This window comes from Leucobacter holotrichiae (assembly GCF_055791005.1).
In genome coordinates this window covers 56,310-69,257 of the sequence record NZ_JBVUAC010000011.1, presented here as the reverse complement: position 1 = coordinate 69,257, position 12,948 = coordinate 56,310, and the positions used below count along the sequence as shown (strand labels likewise).

Below are 12,948 nucleotides of genomic sequence, written 5' to 3'. Positions count from 1 at the left end.
TCAGGAAGACGCGGCGCTCGATGCGCCCGGCAGTTCCGACGCCCCCGCCGGCTGCTCGGCATAACTGCGCGACAGCATCCGATACGAGCGCGTCAGCGCCGCTCCGACGGCGAGCGCGATCGAGAGCAGCCCCGCGAAGAGGAAGATGAGGGCGATACCCCGCGCGTCTCCCTCGCCGAGGAGCCACCCCCATCGGTCCTGCCCCGCGGGGCGTTCCATGTAGGGCACGATCCAGAACTCCGCGATGGGAGCGATGAGGAACGAGGTGATGGGCGCCGTGGCGGCCTCGAAGGTCATGGCGAACCCGAACACGCGGCCCTGCTTCTCGTATGGCACGACGCGCTGGATCACGGTCTGCTCGGCCGCCTCGACCGCGGGCATCAGGATCATGAACAGCCAGATGCCGACGACGAACAGCCAACCCCACTCCCGCAACGTGAAGAACCCGCCGATCACCCCGGTGAGAGCGACGAGGATGAGCATCGTGCGGATCGGGTTCCTGCCCAGCCCCCACTTCGCCACGACCGCTCCGCCGACCACGAAACCCGTCGAGGCGACGCCGAACCAGATCCCCCACATCTCGACCGGGAAGAGCGTCAGCCCGTAGGGATCGAGCAGCGCCATGAACACGCCGCCCGTGAGGTTGTTGAAGGTGGTGAATACGATGAGGGCGAGCAGCCCCGGCACGGCCAGCACCGCCAGGAAGCCTCCGCGGAAGTCGACCGCCTTGCGATCGGGGTCATGCACGATCTCGGGCTCTGACACGCGGATCAGGTGCAGGTGCACGAGCGGCACGGCGGTGCAGACCGCCGCGATGAGCATCGTCGGCCCCATGCCCAGCAACCCCACCGACAGGCCGCTGAAGACACTCGTGGCGATGAACGCGAGCCCCTGCACGGTGCCGACGAGACCGTTGGCATTGGCGTGGCGCTCCGTCGGCACCAGCAGCGTCACCGTGGTCGAGAGTGCGAGGTTGCGCAACAGCTCCACGACGCAGCCGACCAGCACTACGACGGCGAACAGCCAGAACCAGGGCGTGGCGAGATCGAGCAGCGCGGGCTCTCCGAGCACGAGGAAGATGCCGCCCGCGAGGAGGAAGGCGAGCAGCGAGATCCACGCGGACAGCCGCATGACGCGCAGTTTGCGGAAGCGATCCACGAGACTGCCGAAGTACATCGAGCTCAACGCGATGATGAGCATGTACGCGCCGCCCAGGACCCCCGTGGCGAGGATACTGCGGGTCTCGATGTACACCCAGAACACGAGCGCGAACCACAGGAAGTTGGTGGTGAGGTTCGCGACGGCGGTGTTCACCAGCAGGTGCAGGAACACCCGCATACCGCCGGCTGGCACGAAGGGGTGCCCGGCCGGGCCGGTCGGTGCGGGTGAAGGGGGCGCGTCGGTCATGGAATCAGGGTACGGGGACCCGCCGACATTCTGCGAGCCCCCGGAGGAGGCAGACGGAATCCGGGAGGATCAGGACGCGCGCTCGAAGAGCGAGACGAACATCGCATCGGTGCCGTGCCGATGAGGCCAGAGCTGCGCGCTGGGCCTGTCGCCCGCCAGGTCGAGCGGCGCGCGTACGACGCGGTCGAGCACCGCTCCGGCGTCGATCTCGCGGAGTTCGGAGTGGCGGCGCAGCAGCCGATCCACCACCACCCGCGTCTCCGCGAGGTGCGGCGAGCAGGTCACGTACGCCAGCAGGCCGCCCTCGGCAAGGTGCGCGACGGCCGTGTCGAGCAGCTCGGCCTGCAGAGAGGTGAGCTCGGGGAGATCGGAGGGGCGCTTGCGCCAGCGCGCCTCGGGTCTGCGGCGCAGCGCGCCGAGGCCGGAGCAGGGCGCGTCCACGAGGATCCGGTCGAAGCGGGCGTCCGAGCCGCCGTACGCCGCGTCGTCGCGTCCGTCGTGAGAGACGATCTCCACTGCGTCGGCGTGCGCCTCGACCGAGCGCCGCACGAGCGCCGCTCGGTGCTCGGAGACCTCGTTGGCCCGCAGTACGGCTCCCGAGAGTGCGGCCTCGGCCGCGAGCACCGCCGTCTTGCCACCGGGGCCCGCGCAGAGGTCCAGCCACCGCTCCCCCACCCGGGGCTCGCGCGCGCGGCTGAGCGCGAGCGCGGCCAGCTGCGATCCCTGGTCCTGCACCCGCACCGCCCCGGCCGGGAGCTCGAGGGCGTCGATGGCGCGCGCGGGATCGCCTCCGGTCAGCTCGAGCCCGAGCGGAGACGGCCCGCTCGCGGTGAGCGCTGCCTCCTCCCTGCGTGTATCGATGCTGAGCGCTTCGGCGGTCTCGGCGTCGATGTCGGCCCCCGGCAGCAGCGCGAGGCTCACGCGCGGGGACACGTTGTCGGCGGCGAGCAGATCGGCGAGCTCGTGCTGCCGCCCTTCTGCACGCAGTGCGTCGCGCAGTGCGCGCAGCACCCAGGCCGGGTGCGAGGTCGTCGCGGCGAGCGCGTCGTCCTCGCTCCGGGAGGCCGCGGTGATCCGCTCGTCCCACTCGGTGTTCGAGGCCCGGCCGATCGCCCGCAGCACCCCGTTCACGAAACCGTCGGCTGCTCGGTTTCCCACGCGGCGCTGCAGCTCGACGCTCTCGTTGACGGCCGCGTGATCCGCGGTGCGCATCGAGAGCAGCTGGTGCGCTCCCAGGCGCAGCACGTTCAGCGTACGGGAGTCGATGCGCTCGGCGTCACGGTCGGCCGCGAGCTCGATGATGCGGTCGTAGCGCCCGCGCCACCGGAGCGCACCCGAGGCGAGTTCGGTGGCGAGCGCGGCGTCGCGGCTGTCGAGACGGGCCTCGCGGATCCTCGCGGAGAGCGCGAGGTTCGCGTATGCGTCGCGGTCGTCGACGTCGCGCAGCACGTCGTAGGCGACCATGCGGGCCGGGCTGACCCGGCTCGGCGGCGTGTGCCTCTGCTGCCCCCGCCGGTGGTGATCGCGGGAGCCGGGTCGGGGCCCGCGTCGCGGGCCCTGCGTTCCGTTCGCGTTCATGCCAATTCCGCCTTTCCTCCGCGACCGCGCAGCCAAGCTGCGCCCTCCATCGCCGGTTTGCCCGCGGGCTGCACGCGATCGAGCACGAGCGACCCGCCGGTCAGGCGCAGGATCGCGCGCCCGTCGATGAGGCTGACCGATCCGACGGGCATCGGCGGTTCAGCGGCCGCCCAAGCGATCTCGCGGAGCTTCAGGGGCAGGCCGTCGTGCATCACGAAGGCCCCCGGTTCGGGTGTCACCCCCGCCCACTGCGCGAGCACCTCGCGCGCGGGGCGCGCGAGGTCGAGCCGACCGTCGTCGCGCACCAGTTTGTGCGCGTAGGTCGCTTCGCCCGTCTGGCGTTCGCCCGCGCCCGGATCCGCCGAGAGCGCGTCGATCCCCGCGAGCAGCGCGTCCGTGCCGAACTCGGCGAGCGACGTGAGCGCGTCGCCCGCGGGCGTGCCCGGCTCGAACTCACGGGAGTCGCGACTGAGCACATCGCCGGCGTCGAGAGCCGCGACCAGCCGGAAGACCGTCACTCCCAGCCGCTGCTCACCGGCCTGCAGCGCTCGCTGCACCGGCGCCGCTCCGCGCCACCTCGGCAACTCCGAGAAGTGCAGATTGATCCAGCCGTGCTCGGGCAGGCTCAGCAGCGGCTCCCGCACCAGACCGCCGTAGGCGACGATCACCCCCAGTTCCGGGGCGAGGCGCCGCACCCACTCGGTCGCTGTCTCGTCGAGGCGGTTCGCCTTGAGGATCGGGATCCCGAGCTCGGCCGCGGCGACCCCGACCGGCGAGGGGGTGAGCACCCGCTTGCGCCCGAGGGGCGCATCCTCGCGCGTGATGACGCCGGCGACCTCGTGCCCCGCTTCAGCGAGAGCGTGCAGGCTGGGTACGGCGAACTCCGGGGTTCCGGCAAAGACGATCCGCATCCGTCCATTCTCTCATCCCGGCGGCATCCTCCAACACTCGGAGTGCTCCGCTCACCCCCCTCTACCGCTTAGCGCCCTGTACCGCTCAGCATCCTGTACCGCGCAGCACCCTGTACCGCTCAGCACCCAGCGCCGTCCAAGTAGGAGTTCCTCGTCCACGCGGGCGTTTCCGCCGGACATCACCCGCACAGATCGCGATCTCCTCCCTGAATGACGGAGCCGGGCCATCCCTACCCGTCGAACACGCCGCGGTCATCGAAGCGGAGTCTCAAGGCCTCGGGCCGGGCCCTGCCCGGCGCCCGCCCGCGGGTGCGCGACGAGGATCCCGCGGCGTCGGCCACGAGGGCGCCCCGCAATCGGCTCGCGACCTCCGCGCCCTGCGCATAATCGAAACGCACGATCGCGCGCACGAGGCCCGGAGGCGTCTTCGCCGCGCCGCCCGGAGGGATCGGGGTCGGGCCGAGGTGATCCACGCCCGGCAGATCTGCGATCTGCCGCAGCGCGCGCTCGACCTCATCGGGGCCGCCGCTGACGCTGGCCACGCGCACGGCGGGCGGGTACCGGAGGGCGTGGCGATCCCGCAGTTCGGTCCGCAGCCATTCCTCGGCGCGTCCCGTGACGAACGCGCGCACGACGGGCCCGCCTCCTGAAGCCATAAGACAGATGCCGTCGGGGCCTGCGAGCGCGGCCGCGTTCTCCCACCAGCGCAGGCAGTCCTCGCCGGCCCGCAGCGTCTCGAGGCTCAGCAGCCGTTCCGCGTCGAGCAGCACGACGGCCCGGTATCCGCCCGCCGCGAGCGGCTCGGCGCCTCGGGTCGCGACCACGAGGGCGGGCCGCGCGTCGACGAGCTCTCTCGGGTGCTCACCGTCGCTGAGGATCACACGCGCACCCTCGAACTGGCGCTCGAACTGCTCGACCGTTCGACCGGATCCCATGCCGCGCTCCTCGAGACGACGGCCGTCGCAGGTCGTGCAGCGCCACCCCTCGGCGTGCTCGCCGCACCAGCGGCACGACGCCCGGCCGACCACGCGGAACCCGATGGGACCGCCGCACGCGTTGCAGCGGGCGAGGTCGCCGCACTCGGTGCACACCGCGACCGGGGCGTATCCCGGGGTCGCCACCTGCACGAGCACCGGGCCGTGGCGCAGCCCCTCCCTGATCGTGCGAGCCGCGAACTCGGGCACGCGCCCCGCGAAAGCGTCGGGGGTCATCGATGCGTCGGCGTGCACGATGCGGGTGCGCCGCGGCGGGTTCTGCTGGGCGCGCACGTAGCCGATGTCGACGAGCCGCTGCACCTCGGAGCTGCGAGCGTGAGACGCGAAGAAGAGCCCCGCGCCCGACTGCCCGGCGCGCACGAGGGCGGCGTCACGGGCGTGCACGTAGGGGGCGAGCGGTTCGGCGAGCACCGGATCGCCGTCGTCCCACAGGATGATGGCGCCGAGCCGGTGCGCGGGCGCGTAGACGGCCGACCGGTTGCCGAGCACGATGCGAGGCTCGGGGTCGAGCGCCCTGAGGAATCCGGCGTAGCGCTCAGCATTCGATTGTCGCGAGTCGACCCGCACCGCATCGCTGTGCCCGAGCGCCGCCAGTGCGTCTCGCAGCTGATCGAGATCCCGATAGTCGGGTACGACGAGGATCGCGCTGCGCCCGCGAGCGTGCACCGCGATCGCGAGCCGCGCCAGCTGGGCGGCCCAGCCCCCCACCCACTCACCCGTGTGCAGGCGCTCGGGACCGTGAGACGAGGTGAGCGCGAGCCTGGCGCCGTCGATCAGAGCCGCTGCGATCCCATCTTCCGGCGCGGGCTGGGTCGGCTCCACTGCCGGATCAGCGTGGGTCGGCGCCGCGACGGCTTCGACGGGCGCAGCTTCTGCGGGGGCGGATTCTGCGGGGGTCGGTTCTGCGGGGGCGGGTTCTGCGGGGGCGGGTTCTGCGGGGGTCGGTACCACCGCGGCGTCGACAGACGCGGCTTCGACGGGCTCGGCCGGCGCAGTTCGAGCCAGGTGCTTCTTCTCGACCCGCACCTGGCGCGTCGGGATCGCGAGGCGCAGGATGTCACCAGCCGAGCCGCCCGCGCGATCCGCGACGGCCCTCGCGAGCCGCCACACCTCCGGCGTCAGCTGCGGAACCGGCGTGACGATGTCGGCGATCGCCGACAGCTCACCGCCGAAATCACTGCGCTCGGCGAACTCGATGACGTAGCCGAAGCTGCGGCGGTCCTTCGACCGGAAGGGCACCCGCACACGCTGGCCGACACGCAGTTCGTCGGCCAGCTCCGGCGGCACGGCGTAATCGAAGAGGTGATCGAGCTGCGGCAGCGCCGAGTCGAGCAGCACCCTGGCGACCGGGCGGCCGTTCGCCGCCTCGGCACGCTCGAACGCCGCACCCCGCTCGGCGGGTGCGGCGGCTTCCTCGCCCGCATCTGCCGCGCTCACGACGGCCTACACCCCGGCAGCGGCCCGCAGTTCGGCCACCCGCGGCGTCGCCTCCCAGGTGAACTCGGGCAGCTCCCGCCCGAAGTGCCCGTAGGCGCTGGTCTTCGCGTAGACGGGGCGCAGCAGCGCGAGGTCGCGGATGATCGCGAGCGGGCGCAGGTCGAACACCTCGCGCACCGCGGACTCGATGCGCTCGCGGGGCACCGTCTCGGTGCCGAAGGTCTCGACGTACAGACCGACCGGGTGGGCCCGGCCGATGGCGTATGCGACCTGCAACTCGGCGCGCTTCGCGAGGCCGGCGCGCACGACGTGCTTCGCGACCCAGCGCATCGCGTAGGCGGCCGAGCGGTCGACCTTCGACGGATCCTTCCCGCTGAACGCACCGCCGCCGTGACGGCTCGCGCCGCCGTAGGTGTCGATGATGATCTTGCGGCCGGTGAGCCCGGCATCGCCCATCGGGCCGCCGACCACGAAGGGGCCGGCGGGATTGATGAACAGATTCGCGGCATCGCTCGCGAGCTCCACGCGCTCGAGCACGGGGCGAACCACAAGACGCTCGACCGCGTCCTGCAGCGCCCGCTGCGAGATGTCGGCGTGATGCTGGGTCGACACGACCACGGCCTCGACGCTGACCGCGCGCTCGCCCTCGTAGCCGATCGTCACCTGCGTCTTGCCGTCGGGGCGCAGTTCGGGCAGCGCGCCGCTCTTGCGCACCTCGGTGAGGCGCTCGGCCATGCGGTGCGCGATCCAGCTCGGCAGCGGATGCAGCTCGGGCGTCTCGTCGGTCGCGAAGCCGAACATGATGCCCTGATCGCCGGCACCCTGGCGGCTCAGGTCGTCGCCGTCACCGGCGACCTCGCCACTGCGCACCTCGAGCGAGGAGTCGACCCCGCCCGCGATATCAGGGGACTGCTGGCCGATGGACACCGACACCCCGCACGAAGCGGCGTCGAACCCCATCTCCGAGCTCGTGTAGCCGATCTCGCGCACGGTGTCGCGCACGATCTGGGGGATCTCGACGTAGCCCGAGGTCGAGACCTCGCCCGCCACGTGCACGAGTCCCGTGGTCACGAGGGTCTCCACGGCCACCCTGGCCCCGCGATCCTGCTCGAGCATGGCGTCGAGGATCGAATCGGAGATGCGGTCGCAGATCTTGTCGGGGTGCCCCTCGGTGACGGACTCGGAGGTGAACTGGCGCAGGCTCACGGTGGGCCTCCTTCTCGTGGGATGGTGTGGGCGGGGATCGCCGAACATGCCAGTGGCGTCGGATGCTCAGGCTGCTGCGCTGAGGCTATCCGACGCCACTGACATTGATGCGGGGATGTCGCCCGGTTAAGAAACGGACGGGGTCTCGCGGTCGCACCCGCCGCGTCGTGCTCTACTCCGCCGGGGAGTCCGCCGGGTCGATCGTCTCGAGTGCCTGCTCGACCGTGGCGGCAGCATCGGCCGAGGCCTCGTCGAGCATCTCGACGGCGCTCTCCGAGCGCTCGTTCATGACGATCTTGCCCTCGACGATCTCGTGCAGCGCGATCGACAGCGGCTTGTCGTCGACCGACGAGTCGACGAGCGGCCCCACATTGTCGAACAGATTGCCGTCGTGCAGATCCGTGTAGTAATCGTTGATCTGGCGGGCGCGCTGCGAGGCGAAGATCACCAGAGCATACTTCGAATCCACCTTCTCGAGCAGATCGTCGATGGGCGGATCGATGATGCCGTTGGGGTTGGCCATGTACACACTCCTCTAGTTGACCTGATCATCTTAGCCGAGGAACGTGATTTTCGCTGAGAGGACGGGGGGGGTCCGAACCGCTGCGGGCTCAACCGAGCAGCGATCGGACGAGCACGTGCCCCCTACCCGACGTGAGCCTCGTCCAGGTGAGCGAACGCGACATCAAAACGCGATCCTCGTCTCGCAGAAACCCCATGACTTCGGCTGCGAACGCCGCGGCCGCCGGAAGACCGGGCGCGATCTCCGAGCCCCATACCGAGGTCCGCACGCGCTGCACGACGGCCTCCCCCGGGTTCTGCGGCAGCGCCGCGCTCACTCGCGCGATCCCCTCCTCGGCCACCCTCGCGAGCGATCCCGCGTCGAGCGCGGCCGTGGGCTTCCATCCGGCGACCGGCGGCAGCACGCCCGCCCAGGCAGCCATGGCAGTGACATCGGGCACTTCGAGCGCGAGGCCCGTGATCCCGAGCCTCGCGATGCGGTCGAGCAGCGCCCTCGCCTGAACCGTGGCTTCGACGGCGGCGTCCGGCTCCTCTGCCAGCGCGAATGCTCGCATCACGAGCACGACGGGAACCGGATCGGTGATCCCCCTCGGCGCCTGCGTGCACCCGTAAACGGCGAGCGCGCTCCCCCGCGAGGCGATCCGCACCTCCGCCTCCCCCGCACGCAGCAGGCGCTCCAGGAAGATGCGCAGGTCGTCGCGAGTCGCGTGGTCGGCGAGGGAAAGCATGGCAGCCATTCACCCCAGCCTAGCGGGGCCGATAAGGTGGAACAGACCCGCAGCTGAGCTGCCGACAGGAGGAACCATGACTGCCTTCCCAGACCTGCTCAACATGCTCTCGGTTCTCGACTCCGGGGCGCGCACCCGGGAGGACATTCTCACGGGCCCCGCCTTCCCCACGCCGCACGGCCGCTCCTTCGGTGGCCAGGTGCTCGGCCAGGCGATCGCCGCGGCCGGCGCGACGGCCCCCGAGGATCGGCTGCTGCACTCCATGCACGGCTACTTCCTGCGACCCGGGGAGAGCGAGGAGCGTATGACCTTCGAGGTCGCCCGCCTCCACGACGGCCGCTCCTTCTCCACGCGCCGCGTGCAGGCGTATCAGAACGGCGAGGTGCTGATGTCGATGATCTCCTCCTTCCAGGAGGACGCGCCGGGTCTCGACCACCAGGAGCCCGCCGACCTCTCCGGGCTGCCCGAGCCGGAGTCACTGCCGAGCATCTGGGAGAAGTACGGCCACCTGGGTAGCGGCGGGCGAGCCTCGTGGATGCTGAACCGGCCCTTCGACTTCCGATACGTCGAGTCGGACATCGTGCTCGACGTCGCCGAGCGGGTCAGCCGCCAGCGGGTGTGGATGCGCAGCCGCGACACCTTCGACGCGCCCGCCCTGCTGCAGAGCGCGGCGCTCGCGTTCGCGAGCGACTACCTGCTGCTCGAGCCGATCGCGCGGCGGCACGGTATCCCGTGGGCCACGCCGGGGATGCGGGCCGCCAGTCTCGACCACGCCATGTGGTTCCACCGGCCGTTCCGCGTCGACGAGTGGCTGCTCTACGAACTCGAGTCACCCACTTCTCAGGGCGGGCGAGGGCTCACCCACGGCCGGTTCTACAACCGCGACGGCGAGCTGGTGGCGAGCGTTTCGCAGGAGAGCATGATCCGGCTCCCCGAGACGACGTAGGAGAGCACGGGCTCCGCGGTTCAGCCCCGCCGCATCCGCAGCGGCTCGTCGGTCCAGGGCTCCACCGAGGCGCGCCCCTCGTCGCTCAGGCGCACGGGCTTCAGAGTACTCCCGTCGACGACCACGAGCGTGGTGATCGCACGCGCCGCCACGGTACGCTCCGCGTGCGAGCCGTCGATGACCTCGTAGTGGATCTCCAGACTCGACCCCCCGAGCTTCCCCACCCACAGCTCGACCGTGATGGGCTGCGCAGCATACTCCAGAACCCGCAGGAACTCGATCTGCTGGTTCGCGACCAGCGTCTTCAGGGGCTGAGGCCCCTCTCCGCGGAACTGATGCTCCATGCCCGTGCGCTCGCGCGCCGAACCGAGCTCGAAGGTGCGCACGCGCGCCTCCTCGAGGTACCGGGCGTAGGTCACGTTGTTGATGTGACCGTAAGCGTCCTGGTCGCCCCAGCGCAGCTCCATGTCAACGTGCACGCGTGCCATGGTCGTTCCTCTCGATAGGGGCCGAGAGGCGGACTTCGCCGCACATCCGGAGATCGGACGGGGGAAATCCGCCTCTCGAGGCAGATGCTAGTCGCGCGTCAGCTTGCGGTAGGTGACGCGCGAGGGCTTGGCGGCCTCGGCGCCGAGACGCTCGATCTTGTTCGCCTCGTACGCCTCGAAGTTGCCCTCGAACCAGTGCCAGTTCGCCGGATTCTCCTCGGTTCCCTCATAGGCGAGGATGTGCGTCGCGATGCGGTCGAGGAACCACCGGTCGTGCGTGATGACCACGGCGCAGCCGGGGAACTCGAGCAGCGCGTTCTCGAGCGACTGCAGGGTCTCGACGTCGAGGTCGTTGGTCGGCTCGTCGAGCAGCAGCAGATTGCCGCCCTGCTTCAGCGTCAGCGCGAGGTTGAGGCGGTTGCGCTCACCGCCCGACAGCACTCCGGCCTTCTTCTGCTGATCCGGACCCTTGAAGCCGAACTTCGAGACGTAGGCGCGCGAGGGGATCTCGGTCTTGCCGACCGTGATGAAGTCGAGCCCGTCGCTCACCACCTCCCAGAGGTTCTTCTCGGGGTCGATATTGGCGCGGTTCTGGTCGACGTAGCTGATCTGCACGGTCTCGCCGATCTTCAGCTCGCCGCCGTCGAGCGGTTCAAGGCCGACGATCGTCTTGAACAGCGTGGTCTTGCCGACGCCGTTCGGGCCGATCACACCCACGATGCCGTTCGGCGGCAGCGAGAACGAGAGGCCGTCGATGAGCTTGCGATCGCCGAAGCCCTTCTCGAGGTTCTTCGCCTCGATGACCACGTTGCCGAGGCGCGGACCCGCCGGGATCTGGATCTCCTCGAAGTCGAGTTTGCGCGTGCGCTCGGCCTCGGCCGCCATCTCCTCGTAGCGTGCCAGACGCGCCTTCGACTTGGCCTGGCGACCCTTCGCGTTCGAGCGCACCCACTCGAGCTCCTCCTTGAGGCGCTTCTGCAGTTTCTGGTCCTTCTTGCCCTGGACCTCGAGTCGCGCGGCCTTCTGCTCCAGGTAGGTCGAGTAGTTGCCCTCGTAGCCGATGAGGCGGCCACGGTCGACCTCGGCGATCCACTCGGCCACGTTGTCGAGGAAGTACCGGTCGTGCGTGATCGCGATCACGGCGCCCGGGTACTTCTGCAGGTGCTGCTCGAGCCACAGCACGCTCTCGGCGTCGAGGTGGTTGGTGGGCTCGTCGAGCAGGAGGAGGTCGGGCTTCTGCAGCAGCAGGCGGCACAGCGCGACGCGGCGCTTCTCACCGCCCGAGAGATGCTTCACCTCGGCGTCGCCCGGGGGCGTGCGCAGCGCGTCCATCGCCTGCTCGAGCTGGTTGTCGAGATCCCAGCCGTCGGCCGCGTCGATCTCCTCCTGCAGCACGCCCATCTCGCCGAGCAGCGCGTCGAAGTCGGCGTCGGGCTCGGCCATGAGCGCCGAGATCTCGTTGAAGCGGTCGACCTTCGCCTTGATGGCGATGCCCTCCTGGATGTTCTCGAGCACGGTCTTCGACTCGTCGAGCTCCGGCTCCTGCATCAGGATGCCGACGCTGTAGCCGGGGGCGAGCGCGGCGTCGCCGTTCGACGGGGTGTCGAGACCGGCCATGATCTTCAGGATGGTCGACTTGCCCGCACCGTTCGGGCCGACCATGCCGATCTTGGCGCCGGGCAGGAACGCCATCGTCACGTCGTCGAGAATGAGCTTCTCGCCCACCGCCTTGCGGGCGCGAACCATCTGGTAAATGTACTCAGCCATATGCTTTCTCGGGCGCGAGAGCGCCCCGAACTCCTTGCGTCCTGAGGATGAAACGGATCGCCACTACTCTATCGCCCGCCTCCGACACGCGGGCGACCCGGCGTTGCGGTAGAGCACTGAGACGTGCTCCGCTGCCTCGACTGCCTCGACGCGCGATCACCAGTCGATGGGGCGCGTGTTCCCGATCAGGCAGATATCCTGGGCGGGGCCGACGGCCGGCTTCGCCTCCGCGACGAAGCTGCGGTCCTCCGCGACCACCTGCCCGATGAGGCAATCGGCGCCGATGCGCACCGACACGAAGATGCTGTCGGCCGCCAGACCGGTCTTCGACTCGTCGAAACTGACCTGCATGAGGCTCTTGTCGAAACCCGCGTCGACCACCGCGTCCACGACCGGCACGCCCTGCACGGGCTGGTCTCCCGTGGAGAAGGCGCGGAGCACCTCGGTGAAGTAGGGAAGGTTGTCTGCCGCGCTGCCGTCGGGCACGAGTTCCGGGGCCGAGGGAGGCGGCTCCGGCGCCTCCCGTTTCGGGGTTTCAGGGGTCGGCCCCTCGAGCAGCGAGCAGCCCGTCAGCACTACCGAGCTGAGTGCGATCGCGCCGAGCACCGCGGCGAGGCGGCCGGAGGATGGCAAGGGAAAAGGCACTCCCTCAGTTTATGCAGCGCTCCCTGCGCACTCGCCGAGTCGAACGGACGTCCGAGCAGGCGAGCAGGCGAGCAGGCGAGCAGCCGAGTGGCCGAGCAGCCGAGCGATCGAGCGGCCGACTTGGCCCGAGTGCTTCGCTCACATTCGCGTGTTCTCAGCGAATCGCGAGCACTTCTCCACAAATTGCCCGAACGGCCTCCCTGCGCCCCAGCCATGCCCCAGGCTGGATGCCGAGAGGCGGATCAGATCGCTGCACCGGTCCGATTCACCGACTCGTCCACGCACTCGCCCGAATCGGGCCTCACGAACGGAGCACAT

The 12,948-nt window shown here is 70.2% G+C and carries 10 protein-coding genes and 1 pseudogene; 1 reads left to right on the top strand and 10 read right to left on the bottom strand.

Annotated features, from left to right (window positions below; translation table 11 throughout):
* From AC0KXF_RS13205 to AC0KXF_RS13175, 7 genes and pseudogenes are all read right to left on the bottom strand, one after another.
* Entirely contained in the window at positions 1–1,407 is a 1,407-nt protein-coding gene (locus AC0KXF_RS13205) for an MFS transporter (RefSeq protein WP_473109615.1), read from the bottom strand.
* Positions 1,408–1,476: 69 nt separating this feature from the next.
* The gene (locus AC0KXF_RS13200; RefSeq protein ID WP_473109614.1) at positions 1,477–2,985 is read right to left on the bottom strand and encodes an RsmB/NOP family class I SAM-dependent RNA methyltransferase; all 1,509 of its coding nucleotides are present in this window, start codon (positions 2,983–2,985) and stop codon (positions 1,477–1,479) included.
* Complete coding sequence (locus tag AC0KXF_RS13195; RefSeq protein WP_473109613.1) at positions 2,982–3,896, bottom strand: methionyl-tRNA formyltransferase; 915 nt, start codon at positions 3,894–3,896, stop codon at positions 2,982–2,984. Before AC0KXF_RS13195 ends, AC0KXF_RS13200 begins: the two co-directional genes overlap by 4 nt.
* 230 nt (positions 3,897–4,126) lie before the next feature.
* The gene (locus AC0KXF_RS13190; RefSeq protein ID WP_473109612.1) at positions 4,127–6,328 is read right to left on the bottom strand and encodes a primosomal protein N' family DNA-binding protein; all 2,202 of its coding nucleotides are present in this window, start codon (positions 6,326–6,328) and stop codon (positions 4,127–4,129) included.
* A 6-nt stretch (positions 6,329–6,334) separates the two neighbouring features.
* Positions 6,335–7,534: a methionine adenosyltransferase gene (metK, locus tag AC0KXF_RS13185; RefSeq protein ID WP_473109611.1), complete on the bottom strand. Its 1,200-nt coding sequence runs from the start codon at positions 7,532–7,534 to the stop codon at positions 6,335–6,337.
* Positions 7,535–7,808: 274 nt separating this feature from the next.
* A pseudogene (gene rpoZ, locus AC0KXF_RS13180) lies at positions 7,809–8,057 on the bottom strand (DNA-directed RNA polymerase subunit omega); the annotation flags it as partial.
* 88 nt (positions 8,058–8,145) lie between these two features.
* Entirely contained in the window at positions 8,146–8,793 is a 648-nt protein-coding gene (locus AC0KXF_RS13175; RefSeq protein WP_473109610.1) for a DUF8185 domain-containing protein, read from the bottom strand.
* 67 nt (positions 8,794–8,860) lie between these two features.
* Here AC0KXF_RS13175 and AC0KXF_RS13170 point away from each other — a divergent pair, with 67 nt between their 5' ends.
* Complete coding sequence (locus tag AC0KXF_RS13170; protein ID WP_473109609.1) at positions 8,861–9,730, top strand: acyl-CoA thioesterase; 870 nt, start codon at positions 8,861–8,863, stop codon at positions 9,728–9,730.
* 20 nt (positions 9,731–9,750) lie between these two features.
* Here AC0KXF_RS13170 and AC0KXF_RS13165 read toward each other — a convergent pair whose 3' ends face one another.
* The 3 genes from AC0KXF_RS13165 to AC0KXF_RS13155 all read right to left on the bottom strand — a co-directional run bounded on the left by AC0KXF_RS13165 (position 9,751) and on the right by AC0KXF_RS13155 (position 12,630).
* A complete protein-coding gene (locus AC0KXF_RS13165; protein ID WP_473109608.1) occupies positions 9,751–10,218 on the bottom strand; it encodes an acyl-CoA thioesterase in 468 nt (155 codons plus the stop codon).
* Positions 10,219–10,305: 87 nt separating this feature from the next.
* Positions 10,306–11,985, bottom strand: a complete 1,680-nt coding sequence (gene ettA / locus AC0KXF_RS13160; protein WP_473109607.1) for an energy-dependent translational throttle protein EttA — start codon at positions 11,983–11,985, stop codon at positions 10,306–10,308.
* A gap of 156 nt (positions 11,986–12,141) precedes the next feature.
* Positions 12,142–12,630, bottom strand: a complete 489-nt coding sequence (locus AC0KXF_RS13155; RefSeq protein WP_473109606.1) for a DUF6993 domain-containing protein — start codon at positions 12,628–12,630, stop codon at positions 12,142–12,144.
* Positions 12,631–12,948 lie beyond the last annotated feature (318 nt).